The 20,737-nt window shown below is 71.2% G+C and carries 16 protein-coding genes; 5 read left to right on the top strand and 11 right to left on the bottom strand.

Going from position 1 to position 20,737, the window contains the following annotated elements; all coding sequences use genetic code 11:
• Positions 1–429: 429 nt before the first annotated feature.
• The 7 genes from ABD378_RS09030 to ABD378_RS09000 form a co-directional block, all read right to left on the bottom strand.
• Positions 430–1,425 carry an N-acetylglucosamine kinase gene (locus tag ABD378_RS09030; RefSeq protein WP_386545080.1) on the bottom strand — a complete coding sequence of 332 codons (996 nt, stop codon included), beginning with the start codon at positions 1,423–1,425 and terminating at the stop codon, positions 430–432.
• Complete coding sequence (locus ABD378_RS09025; protein ID WP_344520009.1) at positions 1,422–2,687, bottom strand: 6-phospho-beta-glucosidase; 1,266 nt, start codon at positions 2,685–2,687, stop codon at positions 1,422–1,424. The genes ABD378_RS09030 and ABD378_RS09025 overlap by 4 nt, the downstream gene beginning before the upstream one ends.
• A gap of 8 nt (positions 2,688–2,695) precedes the next feature.
• A complete protein-coding gene (locus ABD378_RS09020) occupies positions 2,696–3,601 on the bottom strand; it encodes a carbohydrate ABC transporter permease (RefSeq protein ID WP_344520007.1) in 906 nt (301 codons plus the stop codon).
• A 7-nt stretch (positions 3,602–3,608) separates the two neighbouring features.
• Positions 3,609–4,544 carry a carbohydrate ABC transporter permease gene (locus ABD378_RS09015; RefSeq protein WP_344520006.1) on the bottom strand — a complete coding sequence of 312 codons (936 nt, stop codon included), beginning with the start codon at positions 4,542–4,544 and terminating at the stop codon, positions 3,609–3,611.
• A gap of 15 nt (positions 4,545–4,559) precedes the next feature.
• Positions 4,560–5,900 carry an ABC transporter substrate-binding protein gene (locus tag ABD378_RS09010; protein ID WP_344520005.1) on the bottom strand — a complete coding sequence of 447 codons (1,341 nt, stop codon included), beginning with the start codon at positions 5,898–5,900 and terminating at the stop codon, positions 4,560–4,562.
• Between the two features lie 62 nt (positions 5,901–5,962).
• Entirely contained in the window at positions 5,963–7,159 is a 1,197-nt protein-coding gene (locus ABD378_RS09005) for an ROK family transcriptional regulator (protein ID WP_344520004.1), read from the bottom strand.
• A 1,213-nt stretch (positions 7,160–8,372) separates the two neighbouring features.
• Positions 8,373–9,452 (bottom strand): mechanosensitive ion channel family protein, encoded by a 1,080-nt coding sequence (locus ABD378_RS09000; protein ID WP_344520003.1) that lies wholly within the window; start codon positions 9,450–9,452, stop codon positions 8,373–8,375.
• A gap of 266 nt (positions 9,453–9,718) precedes the next feature.
• On the opposite strand from ABD378_RS09000, the gene ABD378_RS08995 reads away from it, so the two are divergent.
• The gene (locus ABD378_RS08995; RefSeq protein ID WP_190080400.1) at positions 9,719–10,255 is read left to right on the top strand and encodes an HNH endonuclease; all 537 of its coding nucleotides are present in this window, start codon (positions 9,719–9,721) and stop codon (positions 10,253–10,255) included.
• Between the two features lie 75 nt (positions 10,256–10,330).
• Here the strand turns inward: ABD378_RS08995 and ABD378_RS08990 are convergent, their stop codons facing one another.
• The 3 genes from ABD378_RS08990 to ABD378_RS08980 form a co-directional block, all read right to left on the bottom strand.
• Positions 10,331–10,783: a hypothetical protein gene (locus tag ABD378_RS08990; protein ID WP_344520002.1), complete on the bottom strand. Its 453-nt coding sequence runs from the start codon at positions 10,781–10,783 to the stop codon at positions 10,331–10,333.
• Positions 10,780–12,147: a hypothetical protein gene (locus ABD378_RS08985; RefSeq protein ID WP_344520001.1), complete on the bottom strand. Its 1,368-nt coding sequence runs from the start codon at positions 12,145–12,147 to the stop codon at positions 10,780–10,782. Before ABD378_RS08985 ends, ABD378_RS08990 begins: the two co-directional genes overlap by 4 nt.
• Positions 12,148–12,243: 96 nt before the next feature.
• Positions 12,244–15,255: a glycoside hydrolase family 84 protein gene (locus ABD378_RS08980; protein ID WP_344520018.1), complete on the bottom strand. Its 3,012-nt coding sequence runs from the start codon at positions 15,253–15,255 to the stop codon at positions 12,244–12,246.
• Between the two features lie 360 nt (positions 15,256–15,615).
• Here ABD378_RS08980 and ABD378_RS08975 point away from each other — a divergent pair, with 360 nt between their 5' ends.
• Genes ABD378_RS08975 through ABD378_RS08965 form a run of 3 tightly spaced genes read left to right on the top strand, consistent with a single transcriptional unit; the run spans position 15,616 to position 18,299 of the window.
• Positions 15,616–15,852: a hypothetical protein gene (locus ABD378_RS08975; protein WP_344520000.1), complete on the top strand. Its 237-nt coding sequence runs from the start codon at positions 15,616–15,618 to the stop codon at positions 15,850–15,852.
• Positions 15,853–18,039 (top strand): 4-alpha-glucanotransferase, encoded by a 2,187-nt coding sequence (gene malQ / locus ABD378_RS08970; protein WP_344519999.1) that lies wholly within the window; start codon positions 15,853–15,855, stop codon positions 18,037–18,039.
• A 20-nt stretch (positions 18,040–18,059) separates the two neighbouring features.
• Positions 18,060–18,299 carry a hypothetical protein gene (locus ABD378_RS08965; RefSeq protein ID WP_344519998.1) on the top strand — a complete coding sequence of 80 codons (240 nt, stop codon included), beginning with the start codon at positions 18,060–18,062 and terminating at the stop codon, positions 18,297–18,299.
• A 132-nt stretch (positions 18,300–18,431) separates the two neighbouring features.
• Here the strand turns inward: ABD378_RS08965 and ABD378_RS08960 are convergent, their stop codons facing one another.
• Positions 18,432–19,043: a TetR/AcrR family transcriptional regulator gene (locus ABD378_RS08960; protein ID WP_344519997.1), complete on the bottom strand. Its 612-nt coding sequence runs from the start codon at positions 19,041–19,043 to the stop codon at positions 18,432–18,434.
• A 99-nt stretch (positions 19,044–19,142) separates the two neighbouring features.
• Between ABD378_RS08960 and ABD378_RS08955 the strand changes: the two genes are divergently transcribed.
• Entirely contained in the window at positions 19,143–20,633 is a 1,491-nt protein-coding gene (locus ABD378_RS08955) for an FAD-dependent monooxygenase (protein ID WP_344519996.1), read from the top strand.
• Positions 20,634–20,737: the final 104 nt, after the last annotated feature.

The following is a 20,737-nucleotide window of genomic DNA, read 5'->3' as shown; positions in this document are numbered from 1 at the left end:
CGACCCACGCGGGGCGGCGGGGCGTCGCGCTCTGCACGGTCTGTGCGGGTGCCGCGGAGCCCGGGCCCGCCTGCGGCGGGACGGCGGGCATCGTCGGCGCGGCCTGTCCCGGCGGCGCGGCGCTGCCGTTCGGCGGGTATGTCACCTCGACCTCGACCTCCCCCTTGGTCATCGGACGTTCACTTCCGCCCGGCGTGCGCGGTGCGGGAAGAAGTGCACGGCCGTAAGTATCGCCGCAGGGACTGACATCCGCACAGGCATTGACTGGATCTTGTTCGGATCATCGTGTCCGGATCACGGTGTCTGGCTCACCCTGTCCGACTCACCTTCTCCGGCTCACCCTCTCCGGCTCACGCGAAGATCGCACACCACCCCTGCCCTTGAATACGCGATTCAGTGCGGTTCGGTTCCCTTCCGGGCCGGATGAACTCAGCCGCTCCAGACTCCCACGTCACCCTCGTAGTGCCCCCGCACGCGCGCGTGCACCCCGGTCGGCGCTCCCACCTGGTCAAGGCCGAGCAGCGCCGCGCCGAGCACGGGACGGGCGACGACCACCCGGGGCACCGCCTTGGGTGCCCGGTCTGCGAGCAATGCCCGGATGCGGTCGTCCAGTTGCGGGTGGCGGGCGGCGAGGACGCTGCCGCCGAGCAACACCGGGGTCTCCTCGCCGAGCAGGCCGAGGCGGTCGAGGGCCACGGTCGACATGGCGACCACCTCGTCGGCCATCCGGTCCACCAGCGAGCGAGCCACCGCGTCGCCCGCCGCCGCCGTGGCGAAGAGCACCGGCGTCAGCTCGTGCCGCCGGAGCGGGGCGATGGCGCCCAGGTGGAGCGCCTCGATCAGCGCGTACATGGAGGGCAGGCCGAAGTGCGCGGGCAGCGCGTCGCGCAGTGCGGTCGCGTCGCCGCGGCCGTCCTCGGCCCGCGCCGCGTACCAGAGCGCCTCCTCGGCAAGGCCGCCCCCGCCGCCCCAGTCGCCGGAGAGCCGGCCGATGGCGGGGAAGCGCGCGGTGCGCCCGTCGGGCAGCATGCCCACGCAGTTGATGCCCGCGCCGCACACCACGGCGACGCCCCGCGGCTCGGCGTCCTCCAGGAGGCCGGCCCGCAGGATGGCGAAGGTGTCGTTGCGCACGTCGACCGAAGGGCCCCACGCGCGCTGCCGCAGGGCAGCAGCCAACTCCCGCTCCTCGACGGGCAGATCGGCGTTGGCGAGGCACGCGGACACGTGCCCGACGGAGTCGGCACCCGCCTCGGCCAGGGCCCGCGTCACCGCCTCCTCCAGGATGTCCACCGCGGCCTCGACGCCGACCTGCGGCGGCTGGAACCCGCCGCCGCGGGCCGCGCCGACGACCGTGCCGTCGGCCGCGACCACCGCGACGTCGGTCTTGCTGTTGCCCGCGTCGATCGCGAGCACGCTCGTGCTCACGCCCACGCCAGGTGCTCCCGGTTGTGCGCGATCAGCCGGTCGGTGAGCTGCTCCGCGTACGTGTACTGGCCGACAAGCGGGTGGGCGAGCAGCGCCTTGAAGACGCGGTCGCGGCCGCCGTGCAGCGCGGCCTGGAGGGCCAGGTCCTCGTACCCGGTGACGTTGGCGATGAGCCCGGCGTACAGCGGGTCCAGCTTCGGTACGGACAGGGGCTTGGCGCCCTTGCCGTCGACCGTGGCCTGCACCTCGATGACGGCGTCGTCCGGCAGGAACGGCAGCGTCCCGTTGTTGACGGTGTTCACCACCTGGTAGGGGCTGCCGCCGTTGCCGAGCAGCGAGGCCGCCAGGTCCACGGCCGCCTCCGAGTAGAAGGCGCCGCCGCGCTTGGCGAGCAGTTCCGGCTTCTCGTCGAGCGTCGGGTCGCCGTACATCTTCAGCAACTCACGCTCCATCTCGGCCACTTCGGCGGCCCGCGACGGCTTGGTCTTCAACTCCTCGACCACCGCGTCGTGCTGGTAGAAGTAGCGCAGGTAGTACGAGGGCACGACGCCGAGCCGGTCGACGATCTCGCGCGGCATGCGCAGGTCCGCGGCGACCGCGTCCCCGTGCTCGGCGAGGAGCTTGGGCAGGAGGTCGTCACCGCCCGGTCCTCCGAGACGTACGCCCGTCTCCCACGTCAGGTGGTTGAGGCCCACGTGATCGAGGTGCACGTCGCCCGGCGCGACGTCGAGCAGCTTCGCGAACTTCCGCTGGAAGCCGATCGCCACGTTGCACAGGCCGACGGCCTTGTGTCCTGCCTGGAGCAGCGCCCGCGTCACGATGCCCACCGGGTTGGTGAAGTCGATGATCCAGGCGTTCGGGTTCGTGCGCCGTACGCGCTCGGCGATGTCGAGGACGACGGGCACGGTGCGCAGGGCCTTCGCGAGGCCGCCCGCGCCGGTGGTCTCCTGGCCGACGCAGCCGCACTCCAGGGGCCATGTCTCGTCCTGGTTGCGGGCCGCCTGCCCGCCGACGCGCAGCTGGAGCAGGACCGCGTCGGCGTCCGCGACGCCCGCGTCCACGTCGGACGTGGTGACGATGCGGCCGGGGTGCCCCTGCTTGGCGAAGATGCGCCGTGCGAGCCCGCCGACGAGTTCGAGACGGTCGGCGGCGGGGTCGACGAGGACGAGCTCCTCGATCGGCAGGGTGTCCCTCAACCGCGCGAATCCGTCGATGAGTTCGGGTGTGTAGGTCGACCCTCCGCCGACCACTGCGAGCTTCATATCGGTTCTCAGCCCTTTACTCCGGTGAGGGTGACGCCTTCGACGAAGGCCTTCTGTGCGAAGAAGAAAACGAGGATGACGGGCGCCATGACGAGCAGCGTCGCGGCCATGGTCATGTTCCAGTTGACCGCGTGGGCGCTCTTGAAGGATTCGAGGCCGTAACTCAGTGTCCAGGCGCCGGGGTTCTGGGCGGCGTAGATCTGCGGCCCGAAGTAGTCGTTCCAGCAGTAGAAGAACTGGAAGAGCGCGATGGCGGTGATGCCGGGCTTGGCCATCGGCACCACGATCTTGATCATGGTGCGGAAATCGCCGCAGCCGTCGACCTTCGCCGACTCGATGTACTCCTTGGGGATCGTCAGGAGGAACTGCCGGAGCAGGAAGATCGAGTACGCGTCGCCGAACGCCATCGGGATGATCAGCGGCCACAGTGTGCCCGACAGGTGGAACTGCTGGGCCCACACCAGGTACATCGGGATCACGATGACCTGCGGCGGCAGCATCATCGTCGAGATGACGAGCAGCATCGCGGTGCGCCGGCCGCGGAAGCGGAACTTGGCGAGCGCGTACGCCACCGGGATCGCCGAGCAGACGGTGAAGAGGGTGCCGAGGCCCGCGTACATGAGCGAGTTGCGCCACCAGTCCAGGAATCCCGGCGTCTCGAACACGGCCTTGTAGTTGGACCAGTGCCAGGAGTCGGGCCACAGGTCGCCGCTCATGGCCTGCGAGTCGCTCATCACCGACGTCAGGAAGACGAAGACGAACGGCAGGACGAAGAGCAGCGCGACGCCTATCGCCACGCTGTGGACGGCGATCCAGTGCAGGATCCGCTTGCGGCGGGCGCGGGCGGCGGCGGGGCCCCTTGCCGGGGCGGTGCGTTCGGGCGCGGTGGGAGCGTCGAGAGTCGTGGTGGTCATGGAATCCTCAGTCCTCCGCCGCGAGCAGCCCGGAGCGCTTGCGCATCAGGAGCAGCGTGACGGCCATGGCGATGGCGAAGAGCACGAGCGAGAGCACGCACGCGGCACCGGTGTTGAAGTTCTGGAAGCCCATCTGGTAGACGAGCTGGGGGACCGTGAGGGTCGAGTGGTCCGGGTAACCGGGCTGGATCACCGAGCCGGGGCCGATGTTGACGCCGGACGCGACCTTTCCCGCGACCAGGGCCTGCGTGTAGTACTGCATGGTCTGCACGACGCCCGTGATCACCGCGAACATCACGATCGGCGTGATCGCGGGCCAGGTGACGTAGCGGAACTTGGACCACGCCCCGGCGCCGTCCAGGTCCGCGGCCTCGTACTGCTCCTTGGGTACGTCGAGCAGCGAGGCCATGAAGATCACCATCAGGTCGCCGATGCCCCACAGGGAGAGCAGCACGAGCGAGGGCTTGGCGGTGTCCGGGTCGTTGAACCAGTTGGGCCCGGAGATCCCGATCGAGCCGAGGATCTCGTTCACCGGGCCCGTGCCCGGGTTGAGCAGGAAGACGAAGGCGACGGTGGCGGCGACCGGCGGGGCGAGATATGGGATGTAGAAGGCGGTGCGGAAGAACCCGGCGCCCGTCTTGATCTTCGTGATGAGTAGCCCGAGCGAGAGCCCGAAGACCACCCGCACCGCCACCATGATCACGACCAGCCAGAGGGTGTTCCACAGGGCCGGACCGAACAGCGGCATCTGCTCGAACACGTACTTCCAGTTCCGCAGGCCCACGAAGGTGGGCTCCTTGATCTGGTTGTAGTGCATGAACGAGAAGTAGACGGTGGCGATCAGCGGATACGCGAAGAAGACGCTGAAGCCGACCAGCCAGGGGGAGAGGAAGCCGAGCGTGCGCAGTCTGCGGCGCGCGGGGTTGGAGAGGGAGATTGCCATGGCGGGGTCCTCAGCTCAGCTCTTCGACTGGAGGGTGTCGGCGTCGATCTGCTCGTCGAGCTTCTTCAGGCGCCCTCGCAGATCACCCACGCGACCGGCCTCGACGGCGTACGCGAAGTCCGCGAGCGAGACGACATAGGCGCCGCCGTTGACGGAGGGCGGCAGGGCCTTGCTGTGCTTGTTCTGCAGGATGTCGAAGAAGGTCCGGAAGGTCGGATCGGCGTCCAGGTCGGGCGACTTGAGCGCCGCGAACGTGGAGGGCACGTTGTGGATGGCGTTCGCGAATTTCACGACCTGCTTGGTGTCCGCGGTCAGGAACCGCACCAGCTCCCAGGCGGCGTTCTGGTGCTTGCTGCTGTGCGCGATCCCGGCGACGGTGCCGGTGATGAAGCCGCGCCCGTACGTGTCGGCCTGGTCGTCGGGGACGGGAAGCGGGGCCACGCCCCAGTCGAACTTCGCCTTCGCCTCGTCCAGCATCAGGCCGCGCCACTCACCGTCCAGGAGCATGGCCACCTTGCCGGTCAGGAAGGCGTTCTGGTTCGACATCTCGTCGCCGAACGTGAGCCGGAACTTCTCCAGGTCGTTGAAACCGCCCTGGGCTGCGGCCAGTTGGCGCATGGTCTTGAAGAACTCGTACGTCGAAGGCTCGTCGGCAAGGCGTGACTTGCCCTCGGCGTCGAAGTACTTGGGGCCCCACTGCGCGAAGAGGCGGTCCGGAGTGTTCTGGTAGAAGCGGAAGCTGGGCATGTACCCGACCCGCTTGTACGAGTTCTTGCCGCTGCGCACGGTCAGCTTCTTGGCGACCTCTTCGAACTCGGACATCGTGCGCGGCGGGCGCTCGATGCCCGCCTCCTTGTAGGCGTCCTTGTTGTAGTACATCCCGTAGGCGTCCGCGAGCAGCGGCAGGGCGCACTGGGTGCCCTGGTAACTCGTGTAGTCGATCAGCGTCTTGGGGAAGGTCTTGCGCTTGTCGAGGCCGGTCTTCTTCATGAACGGATCGAGGTCCGCCCACATCCCGGAGTCGCAGTACTGGCCGACGTTGTTGGTGGTGAAGGACGACACCACGTCGGGGGCCTTGTCGCCGCCCGCCCGCAGGGCCTGGTTGACGGTCTCGTCGGAGACGTTCCCGGTGGCCTTCACCTTGATGTTCGGGTGCAGCTCCTCGAAGCGGTCGATGCTGTCGTTGACGGCCTTGACCTCGCCGGGCGTCGACCAGCCGTGCCAGAACTTCAGGGTGACCGGCTTGGTCGGGTCGTCGTTCGCGCTGCCGACGCTCGGATTGGCGCAGCCGGAGAGCAAGAGACCGGCTGCGGCGAGCGCCGCGGACGCGCAGGTGGGCATGCGCCATCGCGGCATGGCGGGCTTCCTTTACGGGGGAGGGGAGAAGGGGAGCTGAGCTGCGGGAAGAAAGGGAGTGATCAGGCTGTGTCGAAGACCTGGTCGCGGGCCTGGGTGAGGGCCGAGCGCAGGGCGCCGGTGAGGATCGGGTCGCCGTCGAGTTCGCTGATGCGGATCTGCGGGCGGGGCAGTGCGAGCCCGGTCAGTTCTTCCTCGACCCTGACGCGCAGTTTGTCGCCGCCCGCCTGGGCCACCGAGCCGGAGAGCACGACGAGTTCGGGGTCGACGACGGCGACGACCGCGGCGATGCCGGTGGCGAGGCGGCGTGCGACCTCGTCGAGCACGGTGTCGTCGGCGAAGGCGTCCGCCAAGGTGGCCGCGCCGCCCGCCAGTTCTCGCACGACCGGGGCGCAGACCAGGCTCTGGAAGCCGCCGCCCCCGTCCGGGCCGCGCGTCGCCTCGGGGCCGCCGCGGGCCAAGGGGGCGCCGGGCAGCGGCATGTACCCGATTTCGCCCGCGCCACCGGTCGCGCCGCGCAGCAGGGTGCCGCCGAGCACGATGGCGGCGCCGACGCCGTCGTCGAGCCAGGTCAGCACGTAGTTGTCGTTGTCCTGGGCGGCGCCCTCGTACTGCTCGGCGACGGCGGCGAGGTTCACGTCGTTCTCGATGACGACGGGCGTGCCGAGGACGGCGGCGAGATCGTCGCGCAGCGTCCGCGAGTGCCAGCCCGGCAGATGCGGGGCGTACCGCAGCTCACCGGTGTGCGGGTCGATGGCACCGGGCGTGCCGATCACCGCGGCCCGCAGGTCGTCGTGGCCGAGGCCCGCCTGACGCAGCGCCTCGTCGACGGCCTCCGTGACCAGTTGCGCGGTGCGGTGGCGCACGTCCTCGGCCACGGCGTCCGCCTCGACGCGCGCCTGGCCGAGTACGGCGCCGGTGATGTCGGCGACGAGCGCCGTGATCCCGGTGGGGTCGGCGGACAGCGCGGCGACATGTCCGGCGCCGGGGTCGATCTCGTACAGCAGGGCGTTGGGTCCTGGCCGCCCGCTGAGGCTGCCGGTGGTGTGCACGAGGCCGGCGGCCTCCAGACGCCCGAGCAGCTGCGAGGTGGTGGGCTTGGAGAGCCCGGTCAGCTCACCGATCCGGGTCCGGGTGAGCGGGCCGTGCGCGACGAGGAGGTCGAGCACCGCCCGGTCGTTCATGGCGCGCAGGACGCTCGGCGTGCCCGGGGTTCCCGGCGTCCCCGAGGCCCCCGGAGTGTTGCCTGCTGCTGCCATGACGACACCTGTCTTTCAGCGGCGACTAACTGTTAGGAAACTTTCCAATTCGTGAGGACCGTAAGGCTGGCGTGAATGAGGCGTCAATAGCGAACACCCCCGCGGCAACCAAGTCGTTACCTGCGGGGGTGCGGTGTTGCACGGGGTGCTTGGGGGTGCGGGTTGCCGGGGCGGGGGCTTTGCTGGGCCTGTGGCTTTGCTTGGTACCGGGGCCGCCCGGTTGTCCCGAGGTTGGCGGTTCCGGGCCGGGTGTAAAGGGCGCTCCTGCGTCGCGTCGGCTTCGCCGATTGCGCTGCGCTTCACCCTTGACACCCAACCCTCCACCGCGCGAGGGAAGACGACCGGACGGCCCGAGGGGCGGGACTCTCGACCACTGCCGTGGGGTCGTCGGGTCTGACTGCCGGGTGCGGACTTGTTCGTCGGGGGTGGCCGCCAGGTGGCCGGGGCGCGCGGCCGCTCCGGGGAGGGGTCCCGGTCTCGTCAAGCGGCTGCCGACTGGTTGGTTCTTCCGGTGTGGCTGCCCGGGCAGGGCGCGTGTGAGCGCCGGTATCGGCAGTCCATGTCGCCGGGAGGCGTCTGGCCATCAGCGGCCAGGCGTCGCGCAGGGCGGATTGCAAGAAAGTCGCACGATGGTGGGCGTCCGGGGCGGTGTTGGTGCGACTTTTCTGCATCCGGGCTCGCGGGGCACCTACTTTGGCAAAGTTGCGTTCCGGCAGAAGGGGGGCGCGCGTGTTTCGCAACGCGCCTTCTCGGAATTAGGTGCCGGACCCCCCGGCGGAAGCCGCGTCAGCGGACGGGCTCGTCGTTGCCTGCGAGCCCCTGAGACGGGACGGTATGGGCCCCGTGATGTTGGCCCCAGAAGATCCGGTCGGCAGTCGCTTGACGAGACGGGCGCCCCTCCCCGGACCGACCGCGCACCCCGACCCGTGACGGCGCCCTGCGACGAACTAGTCCGCACCCGGCCGGAAAGCGGAATGGTCTGACGGCAGTGGTCGAGAGTCCCGCCCCTCGGGCCGTCCGGTCGTCTTCCCTCGCGCGGTGGAGGGTTGGGTGTCAAGGGTGAAGCGAAGCGGAATCGGCGCAGCCGACGCGTAGCGCAGCGGAGCGCCCTTTACACCCGGCCCGGAACCGCCAACCTCAGGACAACCGGGCGGCCCCGGCACCAAGCAAAGCCACAGGCCCAGCGAAGTCCCCATCGACCCAGCAACGAGGACTACTTCGCCAAGTTCGGCGGCGGTGCTATCGGTGAGGCTGCGAGGGACTGTGGGGACGTTGCCGAGGCGTACGCGGACGGAGCCGCGACGCCTGCCGACGGGTCGGCCACCGCCTCCGTCGCCTGGAGCGGGAGGCCGCCCACGATGCGGATGCCCGCGGCGTCGAAGGCCCGCTTGATGCGCCAGCGCAGCTCGCGCTCCACGCCGAGCGCGTTGCCCGGCATCGTCTTCGCGGAGACCCGTACGACCATCGAGTCGAGCAGCACGCTGTCCAGGCCGAGGACCTCGACCGGGCCCCAGAGGCGCTCGTTCCACGGCTCGTCCTTGGCCATGGTCTCGCCGACCTCGACCAGCTTCGCCTGGACCTTCTCCAGGTCCTCGTCCGGGCGGACGGTGACATCGACGCCCGCCGTGGACCAGCCCTGGCTGAGGTTGCCGATGCGCTTGACCTCGCCGTTGCGGACGTACCAGATCTCGCCGTTGTCGCCGCGAAGTTTCGTCACGCGGAGGCCGACCTCGATCACCTCGCCGGACGCCACGCCCGCGTCGATGGAGTCGCCCACGCCGTACTGGTCCTCAAGAATCATGAAGACGCCGGAGAGGAAGTCCGTCACGAGGTTGCGGGCGCCGAAGCCGATTGCCACGCCTGCCACACCCGCCGAGGCGAGCAGCGGGGCGAGGTTGATCTGGAATGTGCCCAGGATCATAAGGGCGGCCGTGCCGAGGATCAGGAACGACGCCACCGAGCGCAGCACCGAGCCGATGGCCTGCGAGCGCTGGCGGCGGCGCTCCACGTTCACGAGGAGACCGCCGAGCGCCGTGCCGTTCACGGACTGCGCCGTGCGGTTCATGCGCTCTATGAGCTTGGTGATCGAGCGCCGGATGACCACACGCAGGACGACGGCGACGGCGACGATCAGCAGGATGCGGAGCCCGATGCCCAGCCACGCCGACCAGTTCTGCTCCACCCAGCTCGCGGCGTTCGTCGCGCTCTCCTGGGCGTCCTCGAGGGTCGGGGACTTCGGCGTCGTCTTGTCGTCCGGGTCCGTTCCGGCTGTTGACAGGACGGACAGGAACACGGCAGGTACCTCCAGGCATAGCGGTCTGCCCAGGAGATGCGCCGGGCAGAGACACCACACTAACGGGGCATTGTGTGTGGATCGTTGTCATGTTCGAGGGAGAGACAGTGCTCACCTGGGGAAGATGAGGGTGTCGCACAGGTGTGGTCGAAAACACTCCGAGCCCGTTACCAGCACATGGTGGCGCTTGGACCAGGCATGAGGGGAGACTGGCTACAGATCGTCCCGGCGCGAGCCACGCGCCGCCGGCGTACAAGGAGGCATCCGTGCCGCACGTCCTGGTCCTCAATGCGTCGTACGAGCCTCTCGGCGTCGTACCGCTCCGCCGCGCGCTCGTCCTCGTCCTGGAGAACAAGGCTCTCTGCCTCGAGGAATCCGGCGCCTTCATGCACAGCGCAACGCGCACTGTCCCCGCACCCAGCGTGGTCCGCCTCAAGCGGTTCGTCCGGGTCCCTTACAGGGGGCCCGTTCCTCTGACCAGGCGGGCGCTCTTCGCCCGCGACGGCGGTCGGTGCATGTACTGCGGTGGCGTCGCAACCAGCGTCGACCACGTCATTCCGAAGAGCCGTGGCGGTCAGCACGCCTGGGAGAACGTGGTGGCGTCCTGCCGCCGCTGCAATCACACCAAGGCGGACCGTCATCTCTTGGAGCTGGGGTGGCGCCTGCGTCACAAGCCCGCGCCGCCCTCGGGGCTCGCGTGGCGCATCATCGGGACCGGGCATAGGGATCCGCGCTGGCTGCCGTACTTGCAGCCGTTCGGCGCGGACGACGCGATGGCCCGGATCGACGGCATTTCTGCCTGAGAGATCCGGGCTTTCACGTGTGGCCGGGGCGGGCTCGCCCGCCCCGGCGTCCGACCCTGACCGCCCCGGCCTCCCTCACTGGCCGTTGCGCCGCTGCACGGCCGTGACCACGGCCGCCAGTGCCGCGACGCCGCCGCCGAGCAGACCGGCGCCCGCGCCCGCCGAGCCGTGGTCGACGCAGTACTTGGCGATCCAGAGGTAGCCGACGATCCCGCCCGCGCCGAGGGCCACGCCGGTCACCACGCCCGCCGCCCGGAACCACACATTGACCAGGTCGAGGCGGCGGTTGTGCTCGGCGTCCCTGACCCGCTGGTCGACGAGCTTGTTCTTCATCTGGAATTCCTGCTCGACGAGCGTCAGCATCCGCTCGGCCGAGTCCGACACCAGCTCGTTCCAGATCCTCATCTGCTCGCCGGACGGCAGCTCGCGGTAATCACCGGTCGCGGGCGGCGCCGCGGGCTCCGGTGACGTCTCCGGAGCCGGCGGGTCTTCCGGTTCCGGTGATCGGGGTGGGACGGGGGCGGTCATGGAGTGGTCCCGTTGTCGTCGGGCGAAGGGGATGAGGGCGGTGCGGGGCGTGCGGAGGGTACGGGTGGGTCCGGCGCCCGCATCTGGGGCACGGGCAGCCGGGCGTACAGGGCGTTCAGGGACCGCTCGACCGCGGCCCGGCTCTCCTCACGGGTGGGGCGCGGTGGGACCGGCTGCCGGGCGCGCCCGGCAGCCGTGTCCGGCAACGGGCCGGGGAACCCCCACGCCGTCCACACGCCGTCCACGAAGGCGTGACGGCGGGGTACGGGTGCCGGGGCGGCGGGGGCGCGGGCGGGCGGCGTCCGCCCCCGGGTCATCAGGAATCCGATGACGGCGAGCACCGCCCACAGCCCGAGCAGCGCGACCGCTCCCCACGTACCCCGCACCGGCGGCAACGCACGGAGCAGGGCCAAGAGACCGCCCGCGACCATCGCGACGGCCAGCAGCAGGAGGGCGAACGGCGCGGCGGCCGACAGCGCGGACGCGGTGGACTCGCGGGCCTTGGTCAGCGAGGAGCGGGTGCGGGCGAGCGACTGGTCGAGGTGGCGGGCGCGGTTCCCGACCGCCGGTTCCCGGCCGCCCCGCCGCCCGGACCCGGTGAGTCGTACGTCACGTCCGTCCGCCCCCGTCAGGACCTGGGCCCGCGGGCGGGCGGAGAGCGCGCGCACGGTGAGCGGACCGTCGCCGCCGAGCGCGTCGGCAAGGAAGGACCGGGGGTACCCCGGGACAGGTTCGGCGACGATCAGCGTGAGGCGGCCCTCGAAGCGCCGCATCAGGTGCGCGTACCGGTAGTGGAATTCCCCCACATGGGGGGTCTCGGTCGGCCGGTGGGGTTCCAGGACCACGACGATGTGCCGGGCCGGGGCCGCCTCAAGTGCATCGAACAGTTCGAGCAGGGGCATGCCGCCCCGGGCGTCGGGGTCGCCGGTGTCCAGGGCGCCCGTGTAGTGGACGAGCAGCAGATCGCGTGCGTCCCGGACGGCATCGCGGAGCCGGTACGCGCTCTCCGAGGACGTGCTGCCGAGCACGACGACGCGCTCCGGTTCGGCGTGGAAGAGGCTGTCGGGCCAGCGGGTCAGGGAGTCCTGGAGGGTCCGCGTGGCGGGGGGAGGCCCGGGCCGGCGGCGCGGGTGCTCCCGGCGGGTCCGCTCGCGCTCGCGCTGTCCCCGGTCCAGCCGCGCCCGCCACCGCTCGCGCTCCAGCCGCGCCCGGTCGTCAAGCTCGCGCTCCTGCCGTTCCCGCTCGGCACGGCGTTCCCGCTCGTGCCGGTCGCGCTCACGGCGGTCCCGCTCGTGCGGATCGTCCTCGTACAGCAGAACGGCACATGAGACCCGCGCATTCGGTCGGTGCGCCGGCAACCGCATGTCGATCCCCCCGATGAGTCCTCGACTCCATCATCGCGTGTCCGACCACCCAACTGGCAAGTGGTGCAGCCGCCTTGCTGACGGGCCCGGACCGCCTCAGGAAGCGCCGGCGACGGCGTACGCCTCCACCGACCAGAGTGAGTAGCCGAAGCGCGTGGCCCGTTTGTCGCCCTGTACGCGGATGTAGCGGGTGTCCTTCGCGTCCATGCGGACCGCCTCGCGGCCGCCCTTGCCGTCCTTCACGGTCGCCGCCGTGCGCCACGTCCTGCCGTCGGTGGACGTCTGCACGCGGTAGCCCGCCGCGTACGCGTCCTGCCAGCGCAGGACGACCTGGCCGAGCCTGACCGGCTCCGCGAGCTCCATCTGCCACCAGGCGCCGTCCTCGACCGGCGAGGACCAACGGGTCCTGGGGTCACCGTCGTTGGCGCCGGACGCCGGGAAGTCCTTCGTCTCGTCGCCCGAGGAGGACGCCTTCGCGCCGCGTGCAAGGTCGCGCCCGTCGGTGCGGGGGTAGGCGCGGACCGAGACCGTCCTGGTCTGGCCGTCGAAGGTCACCGGGACCTCGTACGTCCCCGAGCGCGTGCCCGCGGGGACGGTGACGTCGACCGGGACGTCCACCTGCGTGCCGCGCGGCAGCGTGGTCTTCTCCGGGGTGCGCACCTCGATGCCCTTGGGCGCCTTCGCCGTGACCTTGCCCCGTACGTCGCCGGGGCGCAGGGACAGCAGCTTCGCCGTGACCCGCTGCGGGCCGCCGCCGATCTCCACGTCGGCCTCGGTGCGGGCCAGGGAGAAGCGGGCCTCGGGGGAGTCGGCGTACCAGGGGACGACGTGGCGGACCGTGCCTTCGGTGACCGTGACGCGGACGGCGTCGGCGCGGGGGTCAGTGGCCTTGGAGTTGGCCTTGGAGTCGGGCTTGGAGTTGGAGTTGGGCTTGGATTCGGACTTGGCGGGCTCGGCCTCGGTGAAGCCCGTGCCGGACAGGGCGCCGATGCGGCGCCAGCCCTCGCCCGGGATGTGGGCCTCGATGCTGCCCTTGGTGCCGGGGTCGGTCAGCGCCGTCACCGCCGTGAGGGGCCGGGCGCGGGGAACACGGACCGTCGCGCGGTCCGACGCCTGCTCGCTGTCGAGCCCCGCCCACGTCCCGTACGCCTTCTGAGACCGCGTCAGGAAGGGGTCCAGGACGCCCTTGCCGACCGTCGCGCGGCCGGCTTTCAGCTTCTTCTGGAGGCCGGTCAGGGTGCGCGACGCGCGCCAGGCCGCCGCTCCGTCGCCCGCGGACTGCGCGCGCAGCATGTCGACCGCCGTCTCGCCGGCTTCGCCGTAACGCGCCAACTGCTCGACCCAGGGCCGCACTTCGGTGCCGATGCCGCTGACGCTCTTGCTGTCGGCCAGCCGCTTCGGCGCCTCCTTCATGACGGTGAAGGCATCCCGCAGGGCCTGCGCGGACTTCTCGACGCGGGCGGTGTCCGTCGTCGTGCGCGCCCGCCAGAAGTCGTCCATCAGCGGGCGCAGATACGCCGACTCGTCGGCGCCGAGCACGGACGACGCGTCATTGCCCGCGAGGGCCCGCAGCGCGCCCCGCGCCTTCGTGTCACCGTCCGAGAGGTCGTCGATCGCGGCGAGCCAGGACTCGTGCGGGCGGTAGGCGCGGGGGTTCCAGGCGTAGTCGGCGGCGGTGAACAGCGGGATGCGGGACGCCGACGGCTGCTCCATGGCGTTGCCGAGCAGCGCCGCCGAGCCGGTGGCCACCGCGGGTTCGCGGCCGGTGTAGGGGCCGAGGAAGATACGGTCCTGCGCGAAGTCGTTGACGGGGTAGTTGTCCATCGTCACGAGCGGGTGCGAGCCGAACGCCTTGCGGGCGCCCGCGAGTTCACGCCCGGTGATGGTCTTGGGGACCACGCCCACGCCCGTCCACGCCACCTCGATGCCGGGGTCGAGCCGGTCCGCGATGGCGTCGCGGTACTCGGTGGAGCCGTTCTGGTAGTACTCCGTGGGCATCAGCGAGAGCGGCTTCGCGCCCGGGTGGCGCTCGGCCAGGTGCGCGGAGACGGCGTTGGCGACGCGTGACTGCGCCTTCGCGGCGGCATCGGGCCCCGAACCGAAGGCATCGGCGTCCGCTTCGCAGTGCCACTCGCTGTAGCTGACGTCCTGGAACTGCAGCTGGAAGGCGCGTACGCCCAGGGCCCACATCGCGTCGATCTTGCGGTTCAGGGCCTTGATGTCCTTGTCGGACGACATGCACATGGCCTGGCCGGGGGCGACGGCCCAGGCGAGCGTCACGTGGTTGGCCTTGGCCCGCTCGGCCAGTGCGCGGAAGTCGGCGCGCTGGTCGGCGGGGTACGGCTCGCGCCAGCGCGCCTGGCGGTAGAGGTCGTCGCCGGGGGCGTACAGATAGCGGTTCTGCTTCGTCCGGCCCATGAAGTCCAGCTGGTCAAGGCGCTGTTCGCGGGTCCACGGGGTGCCGTAGAAGCCCTCCGTCATGCCGCGGACCGCGGTGCCGGGCCAGTCGCGGATCTGGACTCCCGGGACGGTGCTCTTAGCGCTGCCGGTGTTCTTCGTGACCAGCTGGCGAAGGGTCTGTACGCCGTGGAAGAAGCCGTCGTCGCCCGTGCCCGCCAGGGCGATGGTGTCCTGGCCGCCGATCCGGCCCACCGCGAGGCGGTAGCCGCCGGACGGGAGGTCGCCGCGTGCGCGCGCGCCGAGGGTGCGAAGGGCCTGGTCGGCTCCGGTTCCTCCGGCGCGGATGACGAGGTTGCCGCCGCCCGCGGGGAGCTGGTCGCCGTCCTTGATCTCCGTGACGCGGGCGCCCGCGTCACGGAGAAGCGTGCGCAGGGCGTCCATGGCGTACGGATCGGGGTCCTGGCCGGTGGCCAGGACGACCTCGTCGGTGACGGTGACCGTGCTCCCGGCCGTGGTCATCGACTGGGGGCGGGGCCAGACCGGGGGGAGAGTGCCGTCGGTCTCCCGGTCGTCGTCCGGGGAGGTGGCCGGGGTGCCGGGCTTTCCGGGGAGGCCGGGGGCGGCGACGGCGCCGGGGGCACCGCTGAGTGCGCCCGCGATGACGGCGACGGCGATGGCCGCCGCGCCCTTCCTGCGCCGCAGTTGCACGGCCCTCTCCTCGTTGTCCCTCGTCCTGGTGATCACGTGTGGTGCGTTTGTTGTCTCAGGGTGTCACTGAGCCCACCACTCGCGTGGCGGGGGTGTCAACGGGCGTGGGTGTTGTGGGGGTTTTCTTCTCCTGTGACATTGCCGGGGTCGTGCCGCGTTCACCCAAGAGTGGCGACGGGGCTTGGAATGACTGCCCCGGATCGGGGAAGGGACGGGAGCGGGGAAAAGGAGATCTTGCGCCCGGACCCCCACTCAGGGAAACGAATGTGAGTACGCGCACGTTCATACAACGGATATGTCTGCGATCCCGCGCACTGGGTAGGGCTGCCGAAGACCTGCCCCCTGACAATGGAGCCCTACGTGCCCGCTTCCGCGAATCTCCTCCTCTCCGCTCTCTCCAAACAGGTTTCCGGTCCCGACTCGGGACTCGACGGATCCTGCTCCTGCGGCTGCCTGGAGCCGCCCCTGACCAGCGAGCCCCCGCTGGCCGACGCCGCACCCCTGACCAGCGAGCCGCCGCTCGCCGACGCCGCCCCGCTGACCAGCGAGCCGACCTCCACCGGCACCGCGTCGGGCCTGGACTACATGGGGGTCTAGATGGCCCCACCCGGAGCGACCGGACCGACCACCGGCCCCACCGGACTTTCCCGCCTTGCGGCCCTGCACGGCGTGGCGACCTCTTACTCCCCGTCCCCGGACCGCACGGTTCCGGCCACCGACGCCGCGGTGATCGCGGCCCTGGCCGCCCTTGAGGTGGACGCGAGCACACCCGATGCGGTGCGGCGCGCCCTCACGGCCCGCGAGGCCGAGCTGAGCGCCCGCCTGCTGCCGCCGACGCTGGTGGTGTGGCAGGGCGGCCCCGAGACGCCCCCACCCTGGGCCGGGCTGCCGCCGGGCACGCGGGTGTGCGTGGAGACGGAGCGGGGGGAGCGGCTGGAGTGGGAGATGCCGCTGCTGGAAGCATCGCCGCGAAGCGGCGGAGGGGCCGAGCCACGGACAACGCCTGCCCTGCCACTGGGCGTCCACGTAATCCGAGCCAAGACCCCGGACGCCCAGACAGCCACCGCCCACCTGATCGTCGCCCCCCACCGCCTACCGCCCCCGCGCGAGAAAACGTACGGAATTCTCGTCCAGCTCTACTCCCTGCTCTCCCGCCACTCCTGGGGCATGGGCGACCTCGGCGACCTCGCCGAGCTCGCAGCCTGGTCAGGGCGGGCCCTGGGCGCGGGATTCGTGCAGGTCAACCCCTTGCACGCGGCGGTACCGAAGCCTTCGGACGGGCCGTCCGACCCTTCCCCGTACCGGCCCTCCTCGCGCCGCTTCCCCGACCCCGTCCATCTCCGTGTCGAGGACGTTCCCGAGTACGCCCACCTGGACGGCGAGGCCCGCGACCTGGCCGCCGGGCTCACGCGCCGGGCCGCCGCGCTCCGCGAATCCGTTCTCCGGCAGGACCAGTTGATCGACCGCGACGCGGTCTGGGCGCTCAAGCTGGAGGCCCTGGAGCTGATCCACGAGGTCCCGCTCGGCCCCGGGCGGCGCGCCGCCTACAACGACTTCCTCGCCGAGCACGGCGAAGCCCTTGAGGACCACGCCACTTGGTACGCACTCGCCGAGCGTCACGGCCCCGACTGGCACGCCTGGCCCGCGCCCCTGCGCGACCCCGCATCCCCCGAAACCGCCCGCGCCCGCCGCGAGTTGATGGGCCGTGTGGACTTCCACTGCCGTCTCGCCTGGCTCACCGACTCCCAGCTCGGCGCCGCGCAGCGCTCGGCGCGGGACGCGGGCATGGACATCGGTCTCGTGCACGACCTCGCGGTCGGCGTGCACCCGTCCGGAGCCGACGCCTGGGCGCAGCAGCGGCACTTCGCCGCGGGCATGTCGGCCGGCGCCCCGCCGGACGCGTTCAACGCGCGCGGCCAGGACTGGGGTCTGCCGCCCTGGCGCCCCGACCGCCTCGCCGAGTCCGGGTACGCCCCCTACCGCGCCCTCCTGCGCGGACTGCTCCGGCACGCGGGCGCCATCCGCATCGACCACGTCATGGGTCTCTTCCGGCTCTGGTGGGTCCCGGAGGGCCGCGCGCCCACCGAGGGAACGTATGTCCAGTACGACGCCGATGCGATGCTCGCCGTACTCGCCCTGGAGGCGCACCGCGCGGGCGCCCTCGTCATCGGCGAGGACCTCGGCACCGTGGAGCCCGGCGTCCGCGAGACCCTGCAGCGCCGCGGCGTGCTCGGCACCTCCGTGCTCTGGTTCGAGCGAGACTGGGCAGGCACGGGACGGCCGCTGCCGCCCGAGCGCTGGCGCGCGGACTGCCTGGCCACCGCCACGACCCACGACCTGCCGTCCACGGCGGCCCGCATCACCGGCGAGCATGTCCAACTCCGCGACCGGCTCGGCCTGTTGACCCGCCCCGCGGCCGTCGAGCGGGCCGAGGCCGCAGCCGATGTGGCGGAGTGGCTCGCGCTGCTCTCCCGCCTCGGGATGCTGCCGGGCGGCGGTGGACGCGAGGAGGAGGAGATCCGCGCCGTCCACCGCTTCCTGCTCGCCACCCCGGCCCGCATGATCGGCGTCTGGCTGCCGGACGCGGTCGGCGACCGCCGCCCGCAGAACCTCCCCGGCACGTGGGACCAGTACCCGAACTGGCGGCTGCCGATCGCCGACGCCGACGGCCGCCCCGTCACCCTGGAGGAACTCGCCGCCTCGCCGCGCGTGCACGCGTTCATGGACGTGTTCCGCACGCGCGAAGAGCCCCGTACGGCACCCCCGGGCGCGCGGCCCGTTTAGCAGTTCGCTACGTTGGCACCGTGGACAAGAAGAACGCCCTGCGCGCCGGCGCCCTGGCTTCCGGTACGACGCTGATGATGCTGCTCATGTCGTCCCCCGCGCTCGCGCTCACGCGCGACGACGGTGACGACCCGGGTCCCGGCCTGAGCGTGGTCGAGACGCTCGGCCTCTATGTCGTGGCGCCCATCGTGCTGTTCCTGGTGATCGCGGGCCTGGTCATGGTCGGTGACAAGACCCGCAAGCAGGAGAAGCAGGGCTGACGCCACTTCGCTTCCTGAGCTCTTCGTAGGGGGCTCTTCGTCGACGTACGCATGTGTACGCGCCGACGAAGAGCCCCCTACGTATGCGTTGGGCCACGCACATCACGGCCACGTACGTCATGGCCACGTACGTCACGGCCGCTCGGCCGTGAGGTACCGCTGCACCGTCGGCCCGAGCCAGTCCGCCATTTCCTCGCCGGACAGTGCGACCGCCGGCGGGAACCGCAGCACATAGCGGGTCAGCGCCATGCCGAGGATCTGCGAGGCGCAGAGCCCGGCCCGTACCGGTGCGTCGGCGGGATCGGGGCAGACGCGGCGCGCGACCGGCAGCAGCTGGTCCCTGAAGATGCCCTGCATGCGCTCGGCGCCCGCCGCGTTCGTGATGCCGACGCGGAGCATCGCGGTCAGTACTCCGTCGTTCTCCCAGACGTCGAGGAAGTGGGTCACCAGGGCGCGCCCGACGTCTTCGCGCGGCACCGCGGCGAGATCGGGCAGGCGCAGATCGATGGAGCAGGCCGCGGCGAACAGGCCCTCCTTGTTGCCGTAGTAGCGCATCACCATCGACGGATCGATCCGCGCGTCCTTGGCGATGGCGCGGATGGTGGCCCGTTCATAGCCGTCGGCGGCGAACCGCTCACGGGCGGCGGCGAGGATCGCGCCGCGGGTCGCATCGGAGCGGCGGGGTGGTGCCGCGGCTGCCTCGGTCGCTTTCCCGGTAGCTGAATCAGGTGCACTTTCAGTCATGCCAACAAGCGTAGGCCAACATGTGTTGACAGTCCATGACGGCGGTCCTACGTTAGCCAACAAGCGTTGACCAACAGTTGTTGGCACAAGGAGGCCGTCATGAACGGAACGCAGGACACGACTGGCACGACGACCGGCACGACGACCGGCGCGGACGGCACAGAGGGTCCCGCTGTGATCGTCGTCGGCGCCGGCCCCACCGGGCTGCTGCTCGCCGGGGACCTGGCCGCCGCGGGCGTCCCCGTCACCCTGCTGGAGAAGCGGCCGCACGGGATCAGCAACCTCTCGCGCGCCCTGGTCCTTCACGCCCGCACCCTCGAACAGCTCGACGCGCGCGGCCTCGCCGACGAACTGGAGGCCAAGGGCAAGAAGCTCGACCGCCTGCGCCTCTTCGCCCACCTGGAGGTGCGCCTCGACGACCTGCCCTCGCGCTACAACCACCTCCTGGTCCTGCCGCAGTACGAGGTGGAGCGGGTCCTGGAGCGCCGGGCGGTCGCGGCCGGTGTCGACTTCCGGTACGAGAGCGAGGTCACCGGACTCACCCAGGACGCGGACGGTGTGACGGTCCAAGTCCGGGGCCCCGGCGGCGAGTCGAGCACGCTGCGGGCCGCGTACGTCGTCGGCGCCGACGGCCTGCACAGCCCGGTCCGCAAGGCCGTCGGCCTGCCCTTCCCCGGGAAGTCCGCCATCCGCTCGCTCGTCCTCGCCGACGTGAAGCTCGCCGAGAAGCCCGAGTCGGTCCTCACGGTGAACGCGGCGGGTGATGCCTTCGCCTTCATAGCGCCCTTCGCCGACGGCTATTACCGCGTCATCGGCTGGAACCGCGCGCACAACGTCCCCGACAGCGAGCCCCTCGACCTCGAAGAGGTCAAGGAGATCACCCGGCTCGCGCTCGGCCGTGACTACGGCATGCACGACGCCCGCTGGATGTCCCGCTTCCACAGCGACGAGCGCCAGGCGCCCGCGTACCGGGTGGGCCGGGTCTTCCTCGCCGGGGACGCCGCGCACGTCCACACCCCGGCCGGTGCGCAGGGCATGAACACCGGCCTGCAGGACGCCGTGAACCTGAGCTGGAAGCTGGTGGCGGCGGTCAACGGCCGTGTGTCGGAAGGTCTGTTGGACACCTACCAGTCCGAGCGTCACCCCATCGGCAAGGCGGTCCTGCGCAGCAGCGGCGGGATCGTGCGGCTCGCGATGGTCAAGCGTCCGTGGTCGCGCGCGGGCCGCGCCGTCCTCGCGTCCTTCATCGGGGCGGTGGCCCCCGTCCGCGACAAGGCGATCGGCCGGATCACGGGCATCGGCTACAGGTACGCCGCCCCGAAGGGCGCCCACCGCCTGTCCGGGCACCGCGCTCCGGACGTCGCGCTCAAGGAGGGACGGCTCTACGAGGCTCTGCGCGAGGGCGAGTTCGTGCTGATCGCTCCGCAGGGCGTGGAGTACGACGCGAGGCGGGCCGTCGCGGCGCACTGGGCGAGCGACCGGCGTACGACCGCCCTGGTCCGGCCCGACGGGTACGTGGCGTGGGCGACGGAAGAGGCGGACGCGGGGGCGGTGCGGGCGGCGCTTGTGGAGTGGGGTGCGGTGGCCTGAGGGGGCGCGCGGGTCGATACCGTTCAGTTTAGCTTCAAAGAAATCTCCAAAAGATTCGATGGACCTGATGGGTGCGGGGGTGCGACGGTAGTCCCGCAACCAGC

Origin of the sequence: Streptomyces rectiviolaceus (genome assembly GCF_039533825.1) — a bacterium.
Taxonomy (GTDB): Bacteria; Actinomycetota; Actinomycetes; order Streptomycetales; family Streptomycetaceae; genus Streptomyces; species Streptomyces rectiviolaceus.
The sequence above is the reverse complement of the archived record's forward strand: the minus strand, read 5'-3'. Positions and strand labels throughout refer to the sequence as shown.